This window comes from Changchengzhania lutea (assembly GCF_006974145.1).
Classification (GTDB): Bacteria; Bacteroidota; Bacteroidia; order Flavobacteriales; family Flavobacteriaceae; genus Changchengzhania; species Changchengzhania lutea.
Map to the genome: position 1 here is coordinate 4089527 of NZ_CP039456.1, position 25799 is coordinate 4115325.

24 protein-coding genes are annotated in these 25799 nt (G+C 34.6%); 7 read left to right on the forward strand and 17 right to left on the reverse strand.

Annotated elements, in window-relative coordinates; translation table 11 throughout:
- From FAF07_RS18190 to FAF07_RS18640, 9 genes are all read right to left on the reverse strand, one after another.
- A complete protein-coding gene (locus FAF07_RS18190) occupies positions 1 to 1044 on the reverse strand; it encodes a glutathione synthetase (RefSeq protein WP_142786456.1) in 1044 nt (347 codons plus the stop codon).
- Between the two features lie 71 nt (positions 1045 to 1115).
- Entirely contained in the window at positions 1116 to 2954 is a 1839-nt protein-coding gene (locus FAF07_RS18195; protein ID WP_142786457.1) for a flavohemoglobin expression-modulating QEGLA motif protein, read from the reverse strand.
- The gene (locus FAF07_RS18200) at positions 2955 to 3785 is read right to left on the reverse strand and encodes an N-formylglutamate amidohydrolase (RefSeq protein WP_142786458.1); all 831 of its coding nucleotides are present in this window, start codon (positions 3783 to 3785) and stop codon (positions 2955 to 2957) included.
- Positions 3786 to 3788: 3 nt separating this feature from the next.
- The gene (locus FAF07_RS18205) at positions 3789 to 4610 is read right to left on the reverse strand and encodes a sulfurtransferase (protein WP_142786459.1); all 822 of its coding nucleotides are present in this window, start codon (positions 4608 to 4610) and stop codon (positions 3789 to 3791) included.
- Between the two features lie 46 nt (positions 4611 to 4656).
- Entirely contained in the window at positions 4657 to 5697 is a 1041-nt protein-coding gene (gene gshB / locus FAF07_RS18210; RefSeq protein ID WP_142786460.1) for a glutathione synthase, read from the reverse strand.
- 98 nt (positions 5698 to 5795) lie between these two features.
- Positions 5796 to 7121: a dicarboxylate/amino acid:cation symporter gene (locus FAF07_RS18215; protein WP_142786461.1), complete on the reverse strand. Its 1326-nt coding sequence runs from the start codon at positions 7119 to 7121 to the stop codon at positions 5796 to 5798.
- 144 nt (positions 7122 to 7265) lie between these two features.
- On the reverse strand, positions 7266 to 8033 hold the full coding sequence (locus FAF07_RS18220; RefSeq protein ID WP_142786462.1) for a phosphatase PAP2 family protein: 768 nt from the start codon (positions 8031 to 8033) through the stop codon (positions 7266 to 7268).
- A 101-nt stretch (positions 8034 to 8134) separates the two neighbouring features.
- The gene (aroC, locus tag FAF07_RS18225) at positions 8135 to 9196 is read right to left on the reverse strand and encodes a chorismate synthase (RefSeq protein WP_142786463.1); all 1062 of its coding nucleotides are present in this window, start codon (positions 9194 to 9196) and stop codon (positions 8135 to 8137) included.
- A gap of 127 nt (positions 9197 to 9323) precedes the next feature.
- Positions 9324 to 9473, reverse strand: a complete 150-nt coding sequence (locus FAF07_RS18640; protein WP_185956478.1) for a hypothetical protein — start codon at positions 9471 to 9473, stop codon at positions 9324 to 9326.
- A gap of 127 nt (positions 9474 to 9600) precedes the next feature.
- Between FAF07_RS18640 and FAF07_RS18230 the strand changes: the two genes are divergently transcribed.
- Entirely contained in the window at positions 9601 to 10092 is a 492-nt protein-coding gene (locus tag FAF07_RS18230; protein ID WP_142786464.1) for a hypothetical protein, read from the forward strand.
- Positions 10093 to 10173: 81 nt separating this feature from the next.
- Here FAF07_RS18230 and FAF07_RS18235 read toward each other — a convergent pair whose 3' ends face one another.
- Positions 10174 to 12066, reverse strand: a complete 1893-nt coding sequence (locus tag FAF07_RS18235; RefSeq protein ID WP_142786465.1) for a M61 family metallopeptidase — start codon at positions 12064 to 12066, stop codon at positions 10174 to 10176.
- Between the two features lie 134 nt (positions 12067 to 12200).
- Here FAF07_RS18235 and FAF07_RS18240 point away from each other — a divergent pair, with 134 nt between their 5' ends.
- The 6 genes from FAF07_RS18240 to FAF07_RS18265 all read left to right on the forward strand — a co-directional run bounded on the left by FAF07_RS18240 (position 12201) and on the right by FAF07_RS18265 (position 18116).
- Positions 12201 to 12656, forward strand: a complete 456-nt coding sequence (locus FAF07_RS18240) for a GNAT family N-acetyltransferase (protein ID WP_142786466.1) — start codon at positions 12201 to 12203, stop codon at positions 12654 to 12656.
- A complete protein-coding gene (locus FAF07_RS18245; protein WP_142786467.1) occupies positions 12653 to 13660 on the forward strand; it encodes a glycosyltransferase family 2 protein in 1008 nt (335 codons plus the stop codon). Before FAF07_RS18240 ends, FAF07_RS18245 begins: the two co-directional genes overlap by 4 nt.
- A 284-nt stretch (positions 13661 to 13944) precedes the next feature.
- The gene (locus tag FAF07_RS18250; protein WP_142786468.1) at positions 13945 to 15870 is read left to right on the forward strand and encodes a BatA domain-containing protein; all 1926 of its coding nucleotides are present in this window, start codon (positions 13945 to 13947) and stop codon (positions 15868 to 15870) included.
- On the forward strand, positions 15867 to 17120 hold the full coding sequence (locus FAF07_RS18255) for a dihydroorotase (protein WP_142786469.1): 1254 nt from the start codon (positions 15867 to 15869) through the stop codon (positions 17118 to 17120). The genes FAF07_RS18250 and FAF07_RS18255 overlap by 4 nt, the downstream gene beginning before the upstream one ends.
- A 6-nt stretch (positions 17121 to 17126) precedes the next feature.
- Positions 17127 to 17459: a DUF4870 domain-containing protein gene (locus tag FAF07_RS18260; protein WP_142786470.1), complete on the forward strand. Its 333-nt coding sequence runs from the start codon at positions 17127 to 17129 to the stop codon at positions 17457 to 17459.
- Complete coding sequence (locus FAF07_RS18265; RefSeq protein WP_142786471.1) at positions 17460 to 18116, forward strand: alpha/beta hydrolase; 657 nt, start codon at positions 17460 to 17462, stop codon at positions 18114 to 18116.
- Between the two features lie 97 nt (positions 18117 to 18213).
- Here the strand turns inward: FAF07_RS18265 and FAF07_RS18270 are convergent, their stop codons facing one another.
- The 7 genes from FAF07_RS18270 to recN form a co-directional block, all read right to left on the reverse strand.
- Complete coding sequence (locus FAF07_RS18270; protein ID WP_142786472.1) at positions 18214 to 18915, reverse strand: response regulator transcription factor; 702 nt, start codon at positions 18913 to 18915, stop codon at positions 18214 to 18216.
- A 2-nt stretch (positions 18916 to 18917) separates the two neighbouring features.
- Positions 18918 to 20489 (reverse strand): sensor histidine kinase, encoded by a 1572-nt coding sequence (locus tag FAF07_RS18275; protein ID WP_142786473.1) that lies wholly within the window; start codon positions 20487 to 20489, stop codon positions 18918 to 18920.
- Positions 20490 to 20559: 70 nt separating this feature from the next.
- On the reverse strand, positions 20560 to 21153 hold the full coding sequence (coaE, locus tag FAF07_RS18280) for a dephospho-CoA kinase (protein WP_142786474.1): 594 nt from the start codon (positions 21151 to 21153) through the stop codon (positions 20560 to 20562).
- Positions 21150 to 22112, reverse strand: coding sequence for a YbbR-like domain-containing protein (locus tag FAF07_RS18285; RefSeq protein ID WP_246067738.1), 963 nt, complete (start codon positions 22110 to 22112; stop codon positions 21150 to 21152). Before FAF07_RS18285 ends, coaE begins: the two co-directional genes overlap by 4 nt.
- A complete protein-coding gene (locus FAF07_RS18290; protein ID WP_142786475.1) occupies positions 22109 to 23116 on the reverse strand; it encodes a glycosyltransferase in 1008 nt (335 codons plus the stop codon). Before FAF07_RS18290 ends, FAF07_RS18285 begins: the two co-directional genes overlap by 4 nt.
- 74 nt (positions 23117 to 23190) lie before the next feature.
- Complete coding sequence (locus tag FAF07_RS18295; RefSeq protein ID WP_142786476.1) at positions 23191 to 24006, reverse strand: enoyl-ACP reductase FabI; 816 nt, start codon at positions 24004 to 24006, stop codon at positions 23191 to 23193.
- 124 nt (positions 24007 to 24130) lie between these two features.
- Positions 24131 to 25783, reverse strand: coding sequence for a DNA repair protein RecN (recN, locus tag FAF07_RS18300; RefSeq protein WP_142786477.1), 1653 nt, complete (start codon positions 25781 to 25783; stop codon positions 24131 to 24133).
- Between the last annotated feature and the right edge of the window lie 16 nt (positions 25784 to 25799).

Below are 25799 nucleotides of genomic sequence, written 5' to 3' on the forward strand. Positions count from 1 at the left end.
TTATAGCGTGGCCAACTGCACGTTTTGTAAATAATCGCCATACATATTTTTATAGTGCACCTTCTTTTCGATAGCTTCAATAACCGGGGTGTTAAAATCTGCATCATACATCTGGCTAGATACATTTAATCCGCCAGGACTAAACACATTAATTTCCATAAGCTTGTCACCTACGATATCTATACCTACGAGAAACATTCCATCTTGCACTAATTTAGGTCTTACAATGTCTGCAAGCTTCATAATTCTATCGGTCATTTTTACAGCAGCTGGTTTTCCGCCGGCATGAATATTACTTCTAATATCCCCGGATGCATTCACCCGTTGCATCATCGCATATTTACCATCGGCAGATTCCAAAGGCTTACCGTTCATAAGGAACAGGCGGGTATCACCCCCTGTGGCTTCTTTCAAATATTCTTGTGCTATCACATAGCCATCCCTAGCAATAGCATCAATGGTTTGTGATAAATTATGTTCATTCTTTTTGTCCATCATAAACACATTGGTTCCGCCAGAGCCTTGTAGCGGTTTTAATATCATTTTTTGTTTCTGTTTTTCAAAAAAGCCCCTGATTTCATCGTGATCTCTGGATATAATTGTTTTTGGCCTCACGATTTCTGGAAAATGCTGAAAGTACATTTTGTTTACTGCACTGGCTAAAGTAGTAGGATGATTAATTACAATAACGCCGTTTCGCATGGCTATTTCACCAAATATAGATGCTGCATTATAGGCCCAATCACGTTCATTAATTTCATCCGCGGGATTGTTTCTCAAAAATAAGACATCTAAATCTTCAGAAGAAATTCTTGAAAATTCTTCTTTTTGAACCGCTTTAAAATAAGTTTCCTGACTTTTGAAATTCCCTTCCTTTAATGTTTTACATCGTACTGAAAGATGCCCTTTTGAGGCATAGGATAATTCTCCAACACCAATATAATACACATTATGTCCTCTTTTATGGGCTGCATACCCCAATCCAGGTGTGGTATAATTTGGCTTTTCAGTTTTATGATCATTTATAATGAAGGCAAGTTTCATGATGCGTTTATTTAGTTAATGGATATTCATACAAGGTAGAGGTACTCTAATCAAAAAGTGAGCCCTATCGATTAATTTGTTAGCTCTGTTATTTCAATACCTCTCCTTAAGTGCTTTAAACGCTTCTTAACTTCTTTTCTTTCTAAAAAGCGAGGTAACTCAGGTTGCTTCAGTACGCCTCTATGTAGCAACTCTTCTATTAAATCAATATGGTTTAAATTGAATTTACCAGTATATAAATTCTGCAAATTACCGCCCTCTTTTAAATACTTCAACACATCAATTAGTCCAGCAAGATAAACGGCATCCTTTGTTAATCCTCCGCCGCGGTAAACCCGCATTGAAATATAATAGGATATGCGATCTGAAAACGCATATTTTTTTCTTAATAAATTAAAGGTTTCAATAAAGTCTGCACCATTGGTCATTGATTTAACAGCCATAACTCGACCAGCTAATAAACGCAACCTGTTAACGGTAAGCCCGCCAACCAAAAATTCAGCTATTACGGCAAGTCCTTCTTGCAGTTGATCATAGCCTTCAAAACCTTCATACATTTGACATAAAGGCTGTCTTTTTCCATTGCAATATGTAAGTATATGCGTGCCAACTTCATGCTGAATTAATGCATCTGCGCGACCTTCATCAAAAGAGATTTCATCATTTATTAACAATTTACTTTTAGACACCATGATGCCAGCAATATCATTTCTTATTTCCAGAGATAATTCTATATCAGGAAACTTTTCATTATAATAATGCAATTCTTCCTTAGCAAGTGCTGCGAATTCATGACAATTTAATCGTCTTTTATTTTTAACGTTTTGGCTTTTTGGATAAGCTTTTAGTATTTTTTTGGCTTCTTTGATGACATTTTTTTTTGAAACCCCATACAAACTCTCACCAACAAATCTGAAATTTTTAGTACCACGCTCTTCCAGCATGGTTAATTGTTTTTCAATTTCCAACCGCTTCCCTCTAAGGATATATGCGATGGTAGGATCTTCAATGTCGTCTATGGGTAAATTATAGAGTTTACGTTTTTCTAGCTCAGGATCTAAGGCAATCAATCTATATTTAAACGATGGCGTTTCTTTAAAATTATTATCCCTAAACCGCTTCCATTCCTCGTTACTGTTTACAGGTGTGGCACGTAATAAAAATGACATACCTTCATTAATCTCTGCCAACTCTCTATCTGCTTTCGCCGTCACTTCACTAATATGCGTCTTACCTAAAATGAGGTAATTATTAAAATGATCTGAATTTTGAATCCGGATAAATTCATAGGCAGCGCGTTTCACCGTTTCTGAAAATACGATATGAAACTGTCTAAAAAATAATGAATACAACTCATCCGTTTCCAAATTTTTATAAAGAACAGGAATAGATACGCCAATAACTAAAATTCCCGATTTTTTTGCATCTTCATCGTTAAGTAACGGAGACAAATTTTTTGGGTGCCTAACCATGCTCGTGCTGATACTAGAAGACAAATTTGGATAAATTTCACTTAAAGACTCAAAGCCTTCCTGCAAAGCTTTTAAGGTTCCTGGCGCTTTGGCTTTAGGACAACTAATTTTAAACTCTGAAGACTCAAAATCGTTATCTGGCCAAAATTCCAATATTAAAAACGTTTCGAACTTTTTTTCAACCAAATGTTTGATGGCCCTTAATAAAGGTGAGATATCAATAGTTTCATCTACTATTATATAAGATGCTTGTGTTTTTAGAAGCCTAGCAAAATGGACATCTGGCTTTTTATACCTAAAAACACAGATATATGGCAATAACTTGTCTATATGAAGCAAGCCGCCTTTTGGCAATATTTGATTTAATGGTAAATGATGGCTAATTCCACCACAAATTTGTTCGATTATTTGATCTTCGATCGTATTTTCTTCCAACATTTATTCAGAATACATTTTATAAAATTTTTGAGCCTGTAACGGAATGTGATTTTTTAAGTCTAGCTCTACAGCTTTAACCACTTCTGGAAACATGATTTGCTCATACTCATCGCAATATATTTTTGCGATTTCAGTAGCCAAAACTAGTATATTTTTGAAATTATTGGTAATAAATCTTAAAAAATAACCATTGCCCTGAAAAGTGTCATTCACTTTTGATGTTGACTTTATATTGTTGGGCAAGTTCATTTCGGATAAGCTTTGGCGCCATATTTCAACAGCTTCTCCAAAGCGCGCATTGTCAATATTAGAGGTTCCTAAATTCCAAGTTGGTACTTCTCGATCCCAACGTTTCCTATTATAGCTATGCATATCAAAAACGGTTACAAAACCAAACTTTTGTTCTAAAGTGCCCATAAGCGTATCAACGACTTTATAAAAGTTATGATGTTTCTGAAGGCTCTTTTTCTTCATCGACTCTGTAAGTGGCTGTTTCCATAGTTTCTTTCCCCAAGCATCTTCGTAAATGGCATCGTCAGGCGCCCGGTTGAGATCATATTCAAAACGAGAATCGCAACCCGCAATAACTATGGGATGGGACTGTACCATGTTTTTAGTTTCTGGATCTTCCTCGTACCAGCGTTCGTATTCGGTATGTAAACAATTATCCCAAAGCTCTTTTCTAAATTGATGCCCATCGTGAACGGCACCGCAGACATACGGTACATATGCATCAATTTTTATAGTGAAGGCATAATCTGAAGACACCGCTTCAAAAATTTCTTCGTTCTTAATTTTATTAATTATCGTGTTTAATGGTAGTTTTTGCATAATTTATTTTTCTACTAAAGTTCCCCATTCTGTCCATGAGCCATCATATACCGACATATTATCGTATCCAGTAATGGTTGCTCCAAGTGCCAGCACACAAGCGGTAAGCCCTGACCCACAGGAGAAAATAAGGTTATCGTCTTTTTTAGCCACAGCATCAAATGCTTTAACCAATTCTTCCTTTGGTTTTAAAAGGCCATCATTCAATATGTCTATATAGGGTAAATTCACTGAATTTGGAATGGTTCCCATTCTTAAGCCTTCTCTGGGTTCTGGTGCTTCTGAATTAAATCTTGCTTGGGAACGTGCATCTATAATTTTGTGGGTTTCGTTTGCTGAAGCCGCTTTAACATCATTAAAGAATGTCATGTATTCCGGTTGAAGATTTGCGACAAAATTACCAGCTTCACTTTGATAATTCTGCATCGGTTCAGTAGCGTATTTCGATTTTAACCAAGCTGGGAAACCACCATTTAAAACGGCTACATTATTATGACCAAAAGCCTTAAACATCCACCATAGGCGGGCACTAGAATAAATCCCCTTATCATCATAAACCACGATAGGCGTCTCTTTGTTAATTCCTAAAGTCCTAGCTTCTTTTTGGAACTGTTGTAAAGGAGGAAAAGCACTAGGAAACGGATTTGAAGTATCACTAAATTTCTTCTTAATATCAAAAAAGCGGGCATTAGGAATTTGCAATAGTGCGTCGTTGAATTCCTTATTAATGGTTCCATCTAAAATGATAAGATCTTTAGCATACAAATGATTATGAAGCCACGCAACTGAAACAATAGGTTCATTTAGGAAAATATCAGAATTCATTAAAAAAGATTTAACTGATTACTGTTACTGAAAACTATTGGCTCAATTACGCATCTTGAACTGTTTTTCTCAATCTTGTGCGTCTATCAAAAGCCTGTAATTTATCAATCACTTTCATTTCTAAAAAGTCAATTACTTTTTCTTCAATTTTAACTTTAAGTTTATATACTTTATTGATATAAGTGATGCCGCCTGGGGACATGACATTAACCTCAACTAATTTGCCACCAATAACATCAATGCCTACAAAATAAAGTCCGTCATTTACCAGTTTTGGACCGATTTGCTTACAGAGTGCTTTTTCTGTTTTTGTTAATGTGTGTTTTTGCACACTGCCTCCTGCCGACACATTTGATCGGTGATCGTCTGATCCTGGAACCCGTTTCATGGCGCCAACAGGTTCGCCATTTAAAATGAGAATGCGAACGTCACCTTGATCGGCACCTTCGATATAATCTTGAAGAATGACATAATTAGACGTACCGTCTCCACTACTATTAATATAAAAATCCAACAGGGAATTAATATTACTCATAGCAGATTTTTCAATAAGAATGACGCCAGAGCCACCAAAACCATTCAGTGGTTTTAAAATCATTTTATCTGCCGCAGATTCTCTTATCTGTTTTATCAAATAGTTTTTACTTTTTGATACATGCGTTGCTGGTATAATATTACTGTGCGCATCGCCAAAAGCGGCTGTATATAGTTTATTATTTGCTTCGCGCATGCCTTCTAATGAATTCATGATAAATACATCGTCCTTTACAGAATCCAAAAAATTAAGCATGATGGGATCTAACGGCGGATTTGCCCTAAAGAAAATCACGTCGAATCCTGCAAGTGGCAACATTTCTTCTCGTAATTGTACTTTGCTATAAAACGATTTTAAGGATGCTGGTGTTTTATCCATTCTTCCTATAACCATGCAATTGGCAGTTGTTACACTGTTTCGAATGGTTAAATTTGCAGGTGTGCACATCGCAACGCCATGACCTCTTTTAACGCATTCTTTAATCAAAGCTAAACTGGTATCATTTTCAGGATCAATATCGCTCCAGGGATACATTATAAAACACACATTCATTTTTTATATATTTATATAGTACTCAATTAATTTAAGATTCTTCGTCTATGCTCAGGATAAGCGATTCATACAAATTTATTAAAAATTTGATTCTCTGCTTATTTTACATTTTCGTAATTATCGTCCCATTCTTTAGGTTTGGGGTCGTGTAATTTATCTAAAGATTTTGCCACCATCATCGAAACCGTAGCATCTCCTGTCACGTTCACCACTGTTCTGCACATATCTAAAGGTCTATCTACCGCAAAAATAAGTGCTAAACCTATAGGTAATAATTCCTCGGGAAAACCAATGGATTCCAATACTATAACCAACATCACCATGCCTGCACTAGGTACAGCCGCACTTCCTATGGATGCCAACAATGCTGTAGCCACGATAACCAGTTGGTTGGTAAATGTTAAGCCTTCTGGCCAAATCACCTGCATAATAAACACGGCGGCAATACCTTGGTATAAACTGGTGCCATCCATATTCACGGTAGCGCCAACGGGTAGCACAAAACCAGACACTTCCTTATCGACACCTAAATGCTCTTCAACACGTTCCATGGTTACGGGTAAAGTTGCCGCACTACTGCTGGTTGAAAACGCTAAAAGTTGGGCTGGACTTATTTGTTGCAAGAACCACATCGGTGATTTTTTTACATAAACGCTAATTAACAATAAATAGAAACCAATCATTAGAAGGAGTCCGCCCACAACACACAACGCATACATGAGCAACTTTACTAGAATTTCGGTATCATCGAAAGCAATAATCACGTTTGCTAGTAAAGCAAACACGGCGTAAGGCGCAAAGAGCATGATTAAATCTACCATTTTCATGACCACTTCGTTAAGCGAGTCAAAGAAATCGATTAATGGCTTTGCTTTCTTTTCGCCGATTAACAGCAAACAAATCCCAACGAATAATGCGAAAAATATAACTTGTAACATGGATGCCTCTACAAACGATTCGAAGATGTTACTTGGAAAAATATCCACTAGGGCTTGTAAGGGACCAGCATCTTTTTGTGCACTTGCTTTAGTAAGCTTGTCTACCACACCAGCATCGTTTTCATATTTCAACTTGATCTTTTCTATGGTATCTTGCGGCATTCCATTTCCTGGTTTTATAATATTTACAATACTTAAACCAATAATAATTGCCACTATAGTAGTTGTTACGTAAATTCCAATAGTACGTAAACCCATGGATTTTATTTTTGAGATATCCTTTAAATCTGAAATACCTTTGATGAGCGATGCTAAAATCAATGGGACTGCAATGAGCTTAAGAAGATTGATAAAGATAGTACCAAATGGGGCAATCCAATCGGAGACAAATCCTTTACCACCATCAATGGTATTCATTATAAAACCAAAAATGATTCCAAGAATCATTCCTATGATAATCTTCCAGTGTAGTGCTAGTTTTTTCATATGCAACTTCTATCCCCTAGACAAAGAGGTATCGTTTAAATTATATTAGTAATTGGTAATGCTTAAAAATCTTGAAGCAAGATAAGTATTTTTAAAAGTTTAATGTATTAAGAGATTGAAATAGTAATAAAATTCGGTTGGAATTTAATCAGTCTCATAAATATCTTCCCTATCATCAATAGCATCTGTTACTGGATCTCTTCTAAACACTTCAATAATGTTGAAAATCAGAATACAAAATACCACCCAAATTGCACCAGCGATAAAACCGCCTGCAATATCAGAAGGAAAATGTACCCCTAAATATATTCTACTAACACCAATACTTAAAATAAGTATGGCCATAATGAGCATACCAGCATATTTAATGAATTTATTCATCTTCATTTTATAGAACAAATACATAATAAACCCATAGAAAGACATCGCTGCCATGGCATGACCACTTGGATAACTTAATGTTTCGGCGGTTACTAAATGCTCAATAGTTGGTCGGGCTCTATTAATGGCGCGCTTTAAAACCAAATTTGAAAGTGCCGATAACACCATAACCAACCCTATCTGCATCATGTATTTGCGCTTTTTCAAAACCACAAGAGTGATGATTGCAGTGATTATGGTAACAACAATGTATCCGTTAACGTCGCCAACTCGGGTGACAAATGTGAAATAATCGGTTAATCCGGAAGAGCGATGGGAAATTACAAAATCGGTTACTTTATCATCGTAATAACTTAATTGATCTGTGGTTAAGGTATCTGTTAATTCGATAAAAAGATTGATGCCTAATACTACGAATATCAAGGCTAAAATTACAATGACGACATAAGGAAGCGTAACATTGTAATAACCTAATTTATCTGCTAACGAATCTCTTAGCTTTTTAACAAAGGCAATGAGGGTATTTATCATAATTTGAAAATTGCTAAATATCTAAAGTTTTAAATATAATAGCATTTTATAAATTTTTGGTGCTCATTTGAAATTACCTTTAATAAGAATAAAAACCGTGCTTAACTATAAATCTTATTTATTAAATAAAAATCGGCAATTACCAATGCTGCCATGGCTTCTACAATGGGTACGGCACGAGGTACCACACAAGGGTCATGACGCCCTTTGCCATGCATTTGAACCACTTTTCCTTCTTTATCGATAGTTTCATATTCTTGAATAAGCGTGGCAACGGGTTTAAAAGCCACGTTAAAATAGATGTCCATACCATTGCTTATACCGCCTTGAATCCCACCAGAAAAATTAGTTTTGGTGGTGCCGTCTGTATTAAAGGAATCGTTGTGATCACTGCCGTACATCGTACTTCCATGGAATCCGCTACCATATTCAAAACCTTTAACGGCGTTAATGGAAAGCATAGCCTTACCTAGTTCGGCATGTAGTTTATCAAAAACAGGCTCTCCTAAACCAACAGGCACATTTTTAATCACGCAGCTTACAATACCACCAACGGTGTCGCCTTTACTGCGTACTTCTTTTATGTAGGTTTCCATGTTTTTCGCCATGTCTTGGTCTGGACAGCGCACAATATTAGATTCTACTTTTGTGAGATCCAATTCGTTATACGGTTTGTCCAATTTCATGTTGCCAACCCCAGAAACGTAGGCGGTTATTTCGATACCTTTAAGCATTTGTTTAGCTATAGCACCAGCCACCACTCGACAAGCGGTTTCCCGTGCTGAACTGCGACCACCACCACGATAGTCCCTTACGCCGTATTTTTTATCATAGGTATAATCGGCATGACTTGGACGGTAACTATCTTTTATATGCGAATAATCGTGAGATTTCTGATTGGTATTTTCAATAACAAAACCAATCGGTGTTCCTGTAGTGATCCCTTCAAAAATACCTGAATGAAACTTTACGGTGTCTGGCTCTTTACGTTGCGTTACAATTGAAGATTGACCAGGTTTACGTCTGCCTAATTCATTTTGAATATCATCTAAATCTAATTTAATGCCAGATGGGCAACCATCAATGACACCACCTAAAGCCGGTCCGTGAGATTCCCCGTAAGTCGTTAGGTTAAATAGTTTTCCGAAGGAATTACCAGCCATAAGTACATTTTTTGGCTAAGTTAAATCTATTCTTAGAAATACGGAAATGAAATTACACTTAGCATTTTAAATTAAACTGAAACAGATATTGATTAATAGTCAAACAAAACCTAATTCAATGCGTCTCTTAAAATAATAATTGAAAGTTTAAAATTACAGTTGGTATAGCCAAAGGTAATTTCCTGTAAACAGAGGCATCTGTGGCATAAATGGCTTTTATTAAATCGTCGTGTAGTAATTCTCCTGAAAGTTGTGACTGCAGCGATTTTAATTGCATTGAGTTAAAGAATTTTTTGATTGTATAAATATATAGACAATATTCGCGTTATGTTTGCAGAGAATTTATAAATTTATGAAATGAACGAAAATAACAGGACATGAATTTTTAACTAAACTTTAAAATTATGAAAAAAGTATTTTTATTATCATTCGCTTTAATAGCGTTTTCATTCGCATCTAGCGCACAGACTATTGCTGATAATGCTTTAGGACTAAGACTTGGTGACAGTGACGGTTTTGGAGCCGAAGTATCGTATCAACGTGCTTTAGGAGCCAACAACAGATTAGAAGTAGATTTAGGCTGGAGAGACGGAAAAAACTTTGATGGTTTCAAACTTGCTGGATTATACCAATGGGTATGGAATATTGATGGTGGCTTCAACTGGTATGCCGGTGTTGGTGGAGGATTAGGATCGTTTAGTTTTGATGATAACAATGGAAATGACGAAACTGATACCTTTATTTTTGCAGCTGGTGATATTGGAATTGAGTATAATTTTGATATTCCATTATTAATTTCATTGGATTTTAGACCTGAAATTGGTTTTGGTGATGAATTATACGATAACAATGACTTAGATTTTGATATCGCTCTTGGTTTACGATACCAATTTTAAACTATCTAAAAAGTTAAATAAAAAAATCCGATAGATGCGTCTATCGGATTTTTTTTGTGCTATTGCTATAATTTACTCAATCTATCCTCTTAACCAAGCCTCTCTTAATGCAATTTGGGCCTCAGTAGCATCTGCTTTTGCTTTAATGCCTTTACCCATGGTATAAGATTGGGTGAGTTTGGTTTTTACAACAAGTTCTTCGCCAGCTCTATCTAAAACCATCTCCATATCTGTTCCCGGTTTCCACATAAATACTTTCTGAAACATTTGATTTGCATTTTGCATAGTCAATTCTGTTCCATCTATGCTTTTGATCACATCATTCGGTTTTACCCCTTGCTCATTCCAAAAACTATTTGCTGTAACTAGACTATTAAAAAATACTTTCCCCTCTTGTGGGTTGGCGGCAACAATCAATTGTCCAGCATTTTGAATATAGTTCGTTTCAATTTTACTTTCTGAAATTTCCAGTCCTACTTTTTCTAAAAATGCGTTATAATCTATAGGCGTTGAACCGATAACGTGATCATCAAAAAAGGTTCTTAAAGATGGGTAGGTCATAGCCACGATTTCATCAATTAAATTGTCATCTACAAAAGGTTTGTCTTTACCATATTTATTAGATAACTCTTTCATTAATGATAAAATACCGCGTTCACCATTACTTGCTTCACGCATTAAAATATCCACACACATTCCAATCAATGCTCCCTTTTGATATACATTATAGTATTGTGGTGCATATTCCTCATCTAAAACATTCTCACTCATTTCAGTAAAACTCATGGCATCATTCATTCCTCTTGAGGTTTGAATTTTATTCATAATTTTACTGTAAAATTTATTTTCATCCACTAGACCTTGATCGATTTGGAATAGTGTCGCAAAATATTCAGTGACACCTTCGTACATCCATAAATGTTTCGAAAAGGTTGGGTTCGCATAATCAAAATAGTGCACATCTTCTGAGTGTACGCTTAAAGGCGTTACAATATGAAAAAACTCATGCGAGACAACATCTATTAGACTTTCAGCTAGAGCTTCAGCAGGAATAGCCTCTGGCATAACCACCACAGTAGATGTATGATGCTCTAAGGCACCAAATCCTTTCGGTGATTCTGGTTTTCCTTCAGATAAATACACGTATATATCATATCGTGAGGTCGTATTAACATCGCCTAAATAGGCTTTCTGAGCCTGCATCATGGTCATAATAGTCTCTTTTAAAGACTTTGCTGAATGCGTTTTATTTGGAGAATACACGCTCAATACAATTTTAATATCTCCCACTGGAAATTCTTCAACATCCAATTTTCCGTACATCATTGGGTTATCAGTAATGTCAAAATATCTGGCTGCCATATAACTACTGATCATGCTCTTACCATCTTCACTCATTTTAGTACCTGCGTTTTGAAGCGCTGAAGTACGCACAAAATCTGAAGGTGCCGTAACGTCTAACTTATATTGATTGTTTTTTAAAGAGTCAAAATAACCAATAAACCCGTGTAAATTTAAAACGTAGTTATTTGGTTCTATATTAGTTCCTGCCGGTGAAAACGGATTCTCTCCGCCAATGCCACCAGAAGTCTCCGTATCAAAGGTATCATTAACGTAGTATGTGATTTTGTCTAATTGTTTGGCGTTGGCTATAGTCCAAGTGTTTTTATCAGTATTCATTACAGCCATTTCGTTTCCGCTGTAATCATAAGCCTTTAAATCTTCAATATACTTCCCGAAATCTGAAACAGAGTAAGTCCCTTGTACAACTCTTGGCAAACGATACGTTACCGTATCCAATAAAAAGCGTCCAGGATTTATAGTAACCGGTGCTTTATCTTCACTGATTTTCGTTAAATCGATGGCTGTTTCAATGGGTAAACTCGTAGCCAAATCGTTAGTAACCGGTTTTGTAGAGCTACAACTCGCTATTAAAATACCTGCGAATAAGGCAACTAGTGTTCTATTCTTCATATGTTATTTAAATAAATGTTCCGTTAATTGACGTCGAAAATACTATTATGTTACGGCTTGATTTCTTAAGATTATGTTAAAAAGATGATTTGTGTATATTCGTTGGTAACAATTTAATACAGTCTGGAATAAAAATGATATTTAGAATAGCGACAGAAAACGATGTTTCAACAATTGTGAAAATGATTGCCCATGATGGACTTGGAAAAAAAAGAGAGCATTTTAAAAACCCCATACCTGATGAATATCTAAAAGCGTTTGAAAAAATTGACTCAGATGAAAACCAGGAATTGATTGTGGTTGAAAACGAAAATTCTGAAATCATTGGAACCTTACAATTATCATTTATTCAATATTTGACCTATAGAGGTGGAATAAGAGCACAAATTGAGGCAGTAAGAATTAGAAAAGATAAAAGAGGACTGGGCATTGGAAAAACGATGTTTGAATGGGCAATTCAAAGAGCTAAAGAACGAAAAGCACATTTACTTCAATTAACAACTGATAAAAAAAGACCTAAGGCAATTAAATTTTATGAAGAATTAGGGTTTAAAGCATCACATGAAGGAATGAAAATCCACTTTGAATGAAAGAGCCATTAGTAAGCATACTTACTCCTTTCAAAAATACAGAATCATTTTTAGAAGACTGTTTGAATTCCATCTTGAATCAAAGTTATCAAAACTGGGAATTGTTAATAGTGGACGATCATTCTACAGATGCCAGTTATGCCTTAGTAAACCGTTTTGCAGAAAAAGACCAACGCATTAAATTATTTAAGAATGCAGACAGCGGCATTATAGACGCCTTGCGTGTTGCTTTTAAACACAGTCGTGGTGAGTTCGTTACCAGAATGGATAGTGATGACGTGATGAGACCCAATAAACTGGAAACATTGGTTGGTAATTTACTGCAATATGGTAAGCAACACGTCTCCATAGGTTTGGTGGATTATTTTTCTGCAGATGGCATCAAAGAAGGCTATAAAAACTATGAAACCTGGTTAAATGATTTAACTAAAACTGGCACAAACTATTCTGAAATATATAAAGAATGTGTTATTCCTTCCCCCTGTTGGATGGCTTACAAGAGTGATTTAATAGCTTGTGGTGCTTTTGAGCCTAATAGATATCCAGAAGATTACGATTTGGCGTTTCGCTTTTATAAATACCACTACACATGTATTCCTTGTGATATTGTGCTTCATAATTGGCGGGATTACAGCACCCGTGCCTCAAGAACTGACGCGCATTATGCGGAAAATCATTTTATCGATTTAAAACTAGATTATTTTTTAGAATTAGATTATGACGATACAAAAACCTTAGTGGTTTGGGGAGCTGGCAATAAAGGGAAACTCGTTGCGAAACAATTAATTAAAAAAGGCATCGATTTTGAATGGATTTGTGATAACCCAAAAAAGATTGGGAAAGACATTTACGGTAAGATATTAAAACCTTTTAATGCCCTTGAAACCATGGGAAGCTGTCAAAGCATCATCACCGTCGCCAATAGAACCGCTCAAAAGGACATCAAAAACTATTTGGCAAATTTAGACCTACAACCTATTACAGGTTATATTTTCTTTTGTTAATTCATGTTTTCGAAATAAAAAAATTTCTTAAAACCGACTATTCCCGAGGCAAGCCGTAGGGGTATTTCGCCGGTTTCATTTTAACCTTGGGGTCAAAAACCGAAATTTTGTATTTTACCTCACCCAGAACTGCTGAAAATGGCAGTTCTGACCTCTCCCAAGGAGAGGTAAACAGGAAACCCCGACCCCAAGGGTCGGAGAATCTTTAGATTAAATGGTTTTCAAAATTATTGAACCCCTTAAAAATGAAAAAAAATATGTAGGTTTGACAAACCTCAAAAGGCATGCAGTTTAAACATCCAGAATTTCTTTACGCTTTATTTCTGCTGCTCATTCCTATTATTGTTCACTTATTCCAATTACGTAAATTCAGAAAAGAACCATTTACAAATGTGGCTTTTTTAAAGAAGGTGACCCTTCAAACCCGGAAAAGTTCACAAATTAAAAAATGGTTGATGCTTATAACGCGTATGTCGCTGTTAGCAGCAATCATACTCGCCTTTGCACAACCGTTTATAGCGAAATCTGATGCGTTTAAAAAAACAAGGGAGACGGTTATTTACTTAGATAACTCTTTTAGTATGCAAGCCAAGGGCAATCAAGGCGAACTCCTAAAACGAGCTGTTCAAAATTTATTGTCCTCCTTAGACGAAGATGAGAAGATATCAATAATCACCAATGACAAAACTTTTAAAGATGTCACATTAAAAGCCATAAAAAACGACCTTTTACAGTTAGATTATTCTTCGACACAATTAACACCTAAAACGATTCTACTTAAAAGTAAAATGCTTTTTGGTAAAAACACCAATAGCTTGAAGGACTTGATTTTTATTTCAGATTTTCAAGCAAAAAATGATCCTTTTCCACAAGACATCGACTCGTTAATAAATTTGCATTTGGTAAAACTCCAACCGCTAAATGCTAATAATGTGTTTATCGATACGGCTTATGTTTCTAAAACATCAGCAACTCAAACGGATCTTTTGGTCAGGTTAAAAAACCATGGCGATGTTATAGATGACCTGCCAATATCATTATTTAATGATGATATTCTCATATCAAAAACATCGGTAACTATTGAAAAAGAGGCTAACGCTACATTTTCGCTTCCGATAAATACTATAATAAATGGTAAACTAACCATTGAAGATGGGCATCTACAGTTTGATAATAGTTTATTTTTTAATATCAATAGCAATAGCAAAACCAATGTACTCGCTATTGGCAAAACAAATGATTCGTACCTAAAACGCATTTTTACTAAAAATGAGTTTCATTATACAGCTACAGTATTAAACCAATTAAATTATAACATTTTAAACGATCAATTCCTGATTGTCTTAAATGAATTGACCACCCTTCCAGCCGCATTAGTGTCAGCTCTAAAACAATTTACAAATCAAGGAGGAAGTTTGCTCATTATCCCACCATCAGATAATAACATGCCATCTTACAATTCATTATTATCAAATTACAATATAAGCCTTAGCGACTTCATTAAAACTAAAAAGCGCATTACGACAATAAATTACGGACATCCTTTGTATAACAATGGGGTTTTTGAAAAGCAAATTAGCAATTTTCAGTATCCAAAAGTGAATACCTATTATACGATCGCATCCAATGGCATATCATCTATTCTAAATTATGAAGATGGAAAACCCTTTTTATTGCAAAGCAACCAAGTGTTTCTTTTTAGTAGCGCTTTAAATGCAGCAAATTCCAACTTTCAAAATTCACCATTAATAGTACCTACATTATATAACATCGGGAAATATAGCTTGAAGAATCCAGACTTGTATTACACCTTAGGACAACCAAATACTTTTGATGTAGATATTCAATTGCAGCAAGATGATATATTATCCCTCGTAAATAACGATATCAATATCATTCCTAAGCAAACATATTTTAATAATAAAGTCATTATAAATACTTCCGATAACCCGACTGTTGCTGGTATTTATAGTGTAAACAATCGGGAAGCCATCATAAAAAACGTCAGTTTTAATTATAATAGAAGTGAAAGTCAATTGATGTATCAGGACTTATCAAATATTAAAAATGTCATGCTCAGTGATTCTATTACCAATAGTTTTAATACACTAAAAAGTGAATCAAAAGTTAAGGCCCTATGGAAATGGTTTGTTATTTTTGCATTGGTGTTGTTAATTATTGAAATGCTCATCTTAAAATATTTTAAATGAACATACTTATAAAGTCTGCTACAATTATTGATTCTAAAAGTGATTTTCACAATTTGACTCAAGATCTTTTAATTGAAAAAGGCATAATTACCAAAATTGCCAACAGCATTAAGAATCCAGGGAATTACAAGGAAGTTACATTAGACAATCTGCACATATCCCAAGGGTGGTTTGATAGTAGTGTATGTTTTGGCGAACCGGGATTTGAAGAACGTGAAACCATAAAAAACGGACTTAAAACGGCAGCAGCATCAGGATTTACAGCTGTGGCCATGAATGCTAACACCCATCCGGTAATTGACTCTAATTCAGACATCACATTTGTAAATTCAAAGTCAAATAATAATATAGTCACCTTATTGCCCGTAGGAGCGCTTACTGTAAATAGTAATGGTAAAGATTTAGCAGAACTTTATGATATGAAAAATGCCGGAGCTGTAGCATTTTATGATTATAAGCGTCCTATTTCCAATGCAAATCTTATGAAAATTGCATTGCAGTATGCCAGTAATTTTGATGGATTAGTGTGTTCCTTTCCCTTAGATGAAAGTATCTCGGGACATGGCGTTATGAATGAGCATATATCGAGCACCATGCTTGGGTTAAAAGGAAGTCCTGCACTAGCAGAGGAGCTTCAAATAGCAAGGGATTTATTTTTATTGGAATATACGGGCGGTAAATTACATATTCCAACCATTTCCACATTGAAATCTGTGGCTTTAATTCGAGAAGCAAAAAAGAAAAAATTGGATGTGACGTGTAGCGTTGCGATTCATAACCTCTATTTTACAGATAGTGTTTTATCAGATTTTAGCACGCTTTATAAGGTATCACCACCACTTAGAACCCAAGCGGACATAGAGGCCTTAATTGACGGGCTAAAAGACGACACTATTGATATGGTAACCTGTGATCATAACCCTATGGATGTAGAACAAAAGAAAGTGGAGTTTGATCACGCGGCTTATGGAACCATTGGTTTAGAAAGTGCTTTTGGAGCACTTCAAAAAATGTTTACTACAAAAAAAACCATAGAATTACTAACAAAAGGAAAAAGCAGATTTGGAGTTGAGTTTTCATCTATAGCTATTAATAATCCCATAAATATAACCCTTTTTAATCCCGATACTACATATACATTTTCTAAACAGGACATGATTTCAAAATCAAAAAACGCCATTTTTGAGAATGAAACGCTAAAAGGAAAAGTTTATGGTATTATGGCCAATAATAAAGTATCTCTAAACTAAAATATTATGAATGAGCAAGATGTTGAAACAGGAAAAGGATTAGCCATTATAAGCTACTTAACCATCATTGGAACCATAATTGCTTTTTTTATGAATAACGATAAAAAGAACCCGTTCACTAGTTTTCATGTAAGACAGGCACTCGGTTTATGGTTAACTTATTTTATTCTGGCTTGGGTTGTAAGTTGGTTCGATAGCTGGTTGGCAACCTTTGGTTTTTGGATGTTCTTTGGTGTCCTATTCATTTATGGCTTTGTTAATGCCATTGCAGGAAAAGCACAAACGGTTCCTATTTTAGGCGATTTCTTTCAAAAATGGTTTAATAATATTGGTAGATAAATGACAAATACACAACTCTCTTTAAATCACATCATTAGAAAATCGTCTTTAACTGATAACGCACCTGTGCTTATCATGCTTCATGGTTATGGAAGCGACGAAAACGATTTATTTTCATTCGCCAATGAATTGCCAGAAGAGCTTTTTATTATTTCAGTGAAAGCGCCCTACCCTATGCAACCTTTCGGAAACGCCTGGTATGCCATTAATTTTGATGCAGATCAAGGGAAATGGAACGATAATGAACAAGCCAAAGAATCTAGGGATTTAATCGCCACTTTTATTGATGAAGTCATTGAGACTTACCCTGTAAATAAAAATGCTATATCCCTTTTAGGGTTTAGTCAAGGAAGCATTTTAAGCTATGCCGTGGCATTTAGCTATCCAGAAAAAATTAAAAATATTGTGGCTTTAAGCGGTTATATAAATCATGATATTTTACCTGAACAAATGGAAGATGCCCAGTATGCCCATTTAGATTTTTACTGTTCTCATGGCAGTGTAGACCAAGTAATTCCCGTGGATTGGGCAAGACAGGTTTCTCCTTTTTTGAGCAAACATCACATCAAGCATGTGTATTCAGAATTTCCTATTGGCCATGGCGTTGCACCTCAAAATTTTTACGCGCTTAAAGATTGGCTTCACAAGCGTTTGTAGAAGCATCATTTAATACCGCATAAGAATTGTATAGGTTTAAAACAAAAAACCAATGTTTAAAAAGCATTGGTTTTTTGTTTTTATATGAGAGGTTAAATTAATTAACCACTAATCGAAATCCTTCACCATGAATATTTAGTATCTCTACCTTATCGTCTAATTTTAAATATTTACGAAGTTTCGCAATATAAACATCCATACTTCTGGATGTAAAATAATTATCGTCCCTCCAAATTTTAGTTAATGCTAGTTCTCTTGGCATCAAATCATTTTCATGTAAGGCTAATAAGCGCAATAATTCATTTTCTTTTGGTGATAACTTAATAGGATCTCCCCCATTATATCGAAGAAAACGTAATTTTGAATTCAAGTCGAACCCACCAATTTTAAATTCAAACTGTTTACTATCCGAAATGGTTTCAGTAGCCTTACGTTGCATGATGGCTTTAATCTTCATGAGCAAGACTTCACTATCAAACGGCTTGTTCAAATAGTCATCTGCACCTACTTTGTAGCCTTTAAGCACATCTTCTTTCATGGCTTTAGCTGTTAAAAACACAATAGGGACATCTGTATTTTTTTCTCTAATTTCTTTAGCCAGTGTAAATCCGTCCTTATATGGCATCATCACATCAAGAATACATAAATCGTAATCATCCTTCTTGAATTTTTCAAAACCTTCCATACCATTTTTGGCGTGAACAACATCATAATCATTCATCATTAAATAATCTTTAAGTACGGTGCCAAAATTAGGATCGTCTTCTACTAGTAATATTTTTTTGTTTTGTTGTTCCATAATTATGTTATTATTGGAAGTTTAATTGTAAATGTGCTTCCGTTATCTTTTTCACTTTCTACCGTTATATGTCCATGATGATCATCAACAATACGTTTTACATAAGCCAAACCTAAACCGTGGCCTTTAACATTATGTATGTTTCCGGTGTGTTCTCTATAAAATTTTTCGAACACCCGTTTGATAGCTGTCTTACTCATACCACTACCATAATCCTTTATTTTCAGTATAATATTATTCCCAACATTTTCTGTATGCACCTCTATTTCTGGAGCATTTGGCGAATATTTAATCGCATTGTCCAACATGTTTACTATCACATTTGTAAAATGTGTTTCATTAGCCAGTACTGATGTTTCTTCGGCCTTAAAAAAGGTTTTAATATGTCCTTTTCTATCTTCAACAATAAGCTCTACGTGCGTTATAGCATCGTAAAGTAAGTCGTGTAAATCTACTCTATCCTTACTAATATTAAGTTCATTTCTCTCTAATTTGGATATTCTAAGTACGTTTTCAACCTGCGCATGCATCCGCTTATTTTCTTCTTTAATCATACCTAAATATCGAATCACCTTATCGTTATCATTTATCACTTTAGGATTCTTAATAGCATCCAAAGCTAAATTAATAGTCGCTATAGGTGTTTTGAATTCATGCGTCATGTTATTAATAAAGTCTGTTTTTATTTCAGATATTTTACGTTGCTTGACCAATTGATATAAAGCACTTGATGATGCTAATATTATGATTAAAGTAAACATGATAGACAATAAAACGATACCTATAATAGAAGACAAAATAAATTTACTATCATCGGGAAAATTAACTAGAAGCTTATATGGACTCTGATTGTTCTCGTCATAAAAAATGGGCACACTATAGGTTGACTCCTTAATATTCTCAAAATCATCACTCTGAACTTTAGTAGCTAAATCATTATTATAAATAGCAAACTCATAGTCTATATCGATATTATCTTCCTTTAATTTCTTTGATAACAATTTTCTGATTTCATCTTCTGAAACCCGCTTGTAAATCGGTGCACGTTTTAATAATGCCTTAAAACTTTTATTAAAACTATTTCTCTGAGCTTCAATTATAGAACCACTATTGATGATATTTAATATAGGACTTTCACCCATATCCTTATCGTCAAATTCGTTGTCATTATAAACTTCAATTTTAGATTTACCTATAAAGTTCTTAATGCTTACGCTATCCAAACCAATGTCAAAGATCGATGATGATAATTTTAAATTCTCTTCTAAAATACCACTACTATAAATAAGTGTTTCCTTTGTATTATCGTTTGTTTGATATATAAACAACTGAGAAACGGCAGCAGAATCGCCCTGCTTTTCTCTGTCCAAGCTCTGAAATTTTTCAAAAACGTTATCTAATTCGTTTTTTTCAATAGTGTTAGAGACATAGCTCAGTGCTTTTTTAACATTGAAATCAAATCGTGCTCTTTCGTTGTCTACAGACCCTTTAATATAATACGCCTGAACGAATATGATACCTATAAGTGACAAACTCAATAAAATCACCAAAAGGATAAATATTCTTTTACTCATTAATCAAATTTAACATTTTAACATTTAGTCCACTTACCATTTAACCTTACATTAACAAAAATGTTAAAATTTAAGGTTTACGGCAATTATCAAGGAGTTGTTCATGAACTTTAAATACTTGATTTCTAGTGTCTTCAATATAGATATTCTTAATGACAAAGTGAGACTTTTTTATTTTTTTTTCATCACTAAATTGATTACGCATAATGGCTTCAATCTTCTCTTCCGTAGTATTATCACGCTTCAACAGACGTTCCATTTTTAAATCCAAGGGTGCCACAACTGTGATAACATAATCACATTCTTGATCACCGCCATTTTCAAAAAGAATAGCGACCTCTTTGATAACATAAGGAAAACTCTGTTTGCTCACCCATTTTTTAAAATGCGAAGCCACTTTGGGGTGTACAATGGCGTTCATCTTGTCTAAGTAGGTTTTATCATTAAAAATGAAATTGGCTATAAATGATTTGTTTAATTGATTGTCGATGTATGCGTATTCTCCAAATAGTTCAATCAATTTCCGCTTGATAACCTTTGATCTATTCATCAATTTTTTTGCTTCTTCATCTGCAATATAAACGGGCACTCCTAAAGCGATAAATGCTTTTGCAACCGTGGTTTTACCACTTCCTATGCCACCTGTTAAACCAACTATTTTCATTTTGAAATTATAAATTCGATACGCTGTTGATGCAATTTTACATTTTTCACTTGATCTGTTAGAGTATTCAATTCTGGTACTAAAAAATTTTGGTTTTCAATAACCTTACTATAGTCACAAATAACCTCAAAATCTTTAACTGAAATCGTATTGAATGCACTTAAACTAACATAATAAGAAATATTCACTTCTTTTGGAAAGTACTTAATATCTATACCCTTGGGCACATTTACCACACTCACGGGAACTTTTAAGGTGCCTTCAGTAAATTTTTCAACAGTTGCGCTAACATTAATATTTTTTGTTGGAAATATTAAATCCTTATTGTTATCAGGTAAATTTAATTCTAAAATTTCGTTCAAATTTAATTTGACATCCCCTAAAACCAATTTTTTTGTAGCTATACTATCCATTTTAGAAACTAGTACCTTGGGCCCTATCACTTCCACAGAGTCTGGCTTGAGATTAAAATCACCAGTCATGTCATAACCGTTGCTAAATTCTATATCTGAAATTAGTATGACAGGAATTTTTTTAACCAGATTAACATCATACCTAAACACCAATGTATCAGGAAAAATATTGAGCAATTCAATTTGCTTGTCAAACTGTGTGTTTTCTAAAAAAGATTTAGACTTACTCCAAACAAACATGGAGTCTTTTTTATTGACATCTTTAGAAAAGTCGACTACAATCTTGGGTTTGGAAAAATAGTATTTTAACCATTTGAACCCATGTGTTTTAAGGGTGACATTTAATCTTATGCTCGAATCGTTTAATATGACGTTTTCTTGAGGCACATTAATTTTATCAATATCAAAAACCAATGTATTAGTATATTCTTTTGAAAGCTTCAAAAATATTAGAATGACAAATGCCGATACTAAGAAGAGAATAAATACATTGATTTTTCTATTCTTTATAGATGTAATAAGATTTGATTTTAGTTTTTTTATCATTTTTGCTTAAAAAATAATTCTGAAAAATAGATTTGTGGTTCTTTCTGAAAAATGTTCAATACTAGATGGGACTTCATGAAGCCATAGCCGTAACCAAAAAATTGAATTATTATAGCCCATACTGCCAATAACGACACCTTGATGCTTTTTGTTTTTAATAACGCTAAAAAAAATGCAACTACAAAATACAAAGTATACATGACTAGCGGCCATTTAAAACCAATAAAAAATAATACCACAGAAGTTAGCAACCCTAGTGCAAATAACGTAGGGAACCAGTAGGTTATCTTTTTCGTTTGTGGATGCCATTGATTCAATATAGGTCGTACCATACCAAACTTGGTAACTTGCTCATAAAATTTTCGCCAAGATATGCGCCTTTTATGGTATACAAATGCTTTAGGAATTAATTTGGTTTCGAATCCTAAATCCCAAAGTCTGATTGATAAATCCGGATCTTCGCCAGGATGAATCAACCCAAAGCCACCAGATGCTAAAAAAGCCTTTTTAGAGAGTCCCATATTAAAACTTCTGGGTTGAAATTTATCAACACTGTTCTTATTTCCTCTAATTCCGCCTGTGGTGATAAAAGAGGTCATGGTAAAGTCTATAGCCTTTTGAAGCGGTGTAAAGGATGCATGAGCAGCGTCAGGGCCACCATAACAATCAACGTAAACGGTTTTTAAATTTTCATTAACTTCATTTAAATAGTGTTCAGGTAGAATACAATCGGAATCTAAAATAATAAAGTAGTTGCCTTTAGCATGCTTCATTCCAAAATTCCTGGAATCTCCTGGACCTGTATTCTCTTTAAAAAAATAAGATATATTCAAGTAGTTGGAAAAAGAATCTGCTACAGCCTTTGAAGTTTCCTTAGAACCATCTTCAACAATAACTATTTCATATTTCAAACCCGTTTGTAAATCATTAAAACTTTGCAAAAGCTCACGAATTTCTTCTGGACGATTATAAACTGGAATTATAAAAGAAAACTCTAAATGCATATCACAAATGTAACCAATCCTAATAAAAAAGCCACCTCAAAAAGGTGGCCGTTACTATTATCTTAAATTAGATTTTATTCTTTTGTAAAGGTATCCATAACTTGGTCGCTAACACCCATATTGCTAAATCCACCATCGTTATAGAGGTTTTGCAAGGTTACGCGTTTCGTTAAATCACTAAACAAAGACACTGTGTAATTAGCACAGTCCAAAGCTGTAGCATTACCAAGTGGCGACATTTTATCGGCATATGCGATAAAACCATTAAATCCTTTTACGCCACTACCTGCGGTTGTTGGCGTTGGCGATTGCGAAATAGTATTCACTCTCACCTTTTTATCACGCCCAAAGAAATACCCAAAGCTACGTGCAATACTTTCTAAATAGGCTTTATTATCGGCCATATCATTATAATCAGGGAATACGCGTTGTGCAGCCATATAAGTTAATGCCACTATACTTCCCCATTCATTCATAGCATCTGCTTTATAAAGCGTTTGCATGACTTTATGAAAAGACATAGCGGAAACATCCGTTCCTTTTTGTGTCCAATCATAGTTTTGATCGGTATAATGCTTCCCTTTCCTAACGTTAATAGACATGCCTATAGAGTGCAACACAAAATCAATTTTTCCGCCAAGAATTTCCATGGATTGCTCGACTAAATTCTTTAAATCCTCTTCGGAAGTCGCATCGGCAGGAATAATTTGAGAGCCTGTTTTTTCAGCCAGCTCATTTATCTGTCCCATTCTCATGGCCACTGGCGCATTTGTTAATACAAATTGGCCACCTTCTTCATGAACACGTTCAGCAGTTTTCCAAGCGATTGAATTAGAATCCAATGCTCCAAAAATAATTCCCTTTTTTCCTCTTAATAAATTATATGACATATTTGGTTGGTTTGTTCCCCTTTGTCCTGCGGACATTTCTCCAAAGGAGAAAATTATAGGTTTATTAATTTATGGCTCAAAAATACTAAACTTTTAAACTCTATCTTTTAAAGTTTTAGTTTTTTTAATTAAGCAATTCTTTAGCATGAGCAATAGCAGATGATGACATCTCTATACCACCCAACATTTGTGCAATCTCTACAATGCGTTCATCATGGTTTAATTTTATCAGATTCGTTTGCGTAACCTCATTTACATCTTCCTTGAAAACCTTGAAATGTGAATGCCCTTTCGCTGCAATTTGAGGCAAGTGTGTAATTGAAAACACCTGCATGGTTTTACTCATTTGCAACATAATATCACCCATTTTATTGGATATCTCTCCAGAAACTCCCGTATCAATTTCATCAAACATAATTGTTGGCAACTGCATGTAATTAGATAATACGGATTTAATAGCTAGCATAATTCGTGATAACTCGCCACCAGAAGCAGCTTTTTTCAATTCGTTAAAACTGCCCCCTTTATTTGCTGAAAACAGAAAAGACAACGCATCTTTTCCATTGGCAAAAAACGTTTTACTGTATTCGGCTTCTATTTTAAATTGCGCGTTTGGCATACCTAAACTTGCTAATAGGATTTCAAGTTGCGATTTTAATTTTGGAATAGCCACGATTCTATTGTCATGAATGACTTCAGAAATACCATCAAGTATTTTTGTTTGGGCATCAATCTCGTTCTGTTTTTTCTGAATGGTATCGTCTAAATTTTCAGTAAAAGATACTTTTTCTTCCAATTCCGTCTGAATCTTTAGCAATTCTGAGATATCTGAAGCCACATGTTTTTGCATCAAATTATAAATCACTTTAAGTTTAGCATCTACATCTTCCAGTCTTGAAGGGTTTGCTTCTACATCGTCTTGCAAATTTTCAATCTCCCCAAATATATCATCCATTTCAATGAGACTACTATTTACTCGATTATAAATATCATCGTATTTAGCGGAAAATCCAGCTAACTTTTGAAGGCTGTTTTTTAATGCTGTCATGGTTGGCAAAACACCAATCTGTTCGGCGTTTAATAGCTCGTAAGATTCTAACAACTTCTCCTTAATCCCTTCAATGTTATTTAAGGTTTCATATTCATCTTCTAAAAATTTCAACTCACCATCAACCAAATTCGCCTCTAATAATTCTTTCAACAAAAATGAATGGTAATCGTGTTCTTTTATGGCTTCTGCCTGAAAACTTACAAGCTCGCTATATTCTTTTTCAAGCGTTTTGAATTGCTTGAGTTCTTTTTTATACTTGTGAAGTGACTCCTCATTATTGGCTAAAGCATCAATAATTTGAAATTGAAAGTCATTATTGGTAAGTTGCAAGGTTTGATGTTGGGAATGAATATCGATCAATCGTTCACCAAGATTTTGTAAGCTCGATAAGTTTACTGGAGAGTCATTTACAAAGGCACGTGACTTACCTGAAGGTAGAATTTCCCGTCTAATAATGGTTTGATCATCATAATCAAAATCTTCATCTTTAAACAAGGCCTGAAGCTTATAATTAGATACATTGAAAACCGCTTCAACAATACATTTTTGGGTATTGTCCTTTAAGCTACTCAAGTCAGCACGCTTACCAAGAATTAGTGATAAACCTCCTAAAAGAATAGATTTACCAGCTCCAGTTTCCCCGGTAATTATAGATAAGCCATCATTGAAATCGACTTGAAGCTGATCAATTAGGGCGTAATTTTTTATAGATAATGATGTTAGCATGGTTCAGTTTTCGGTT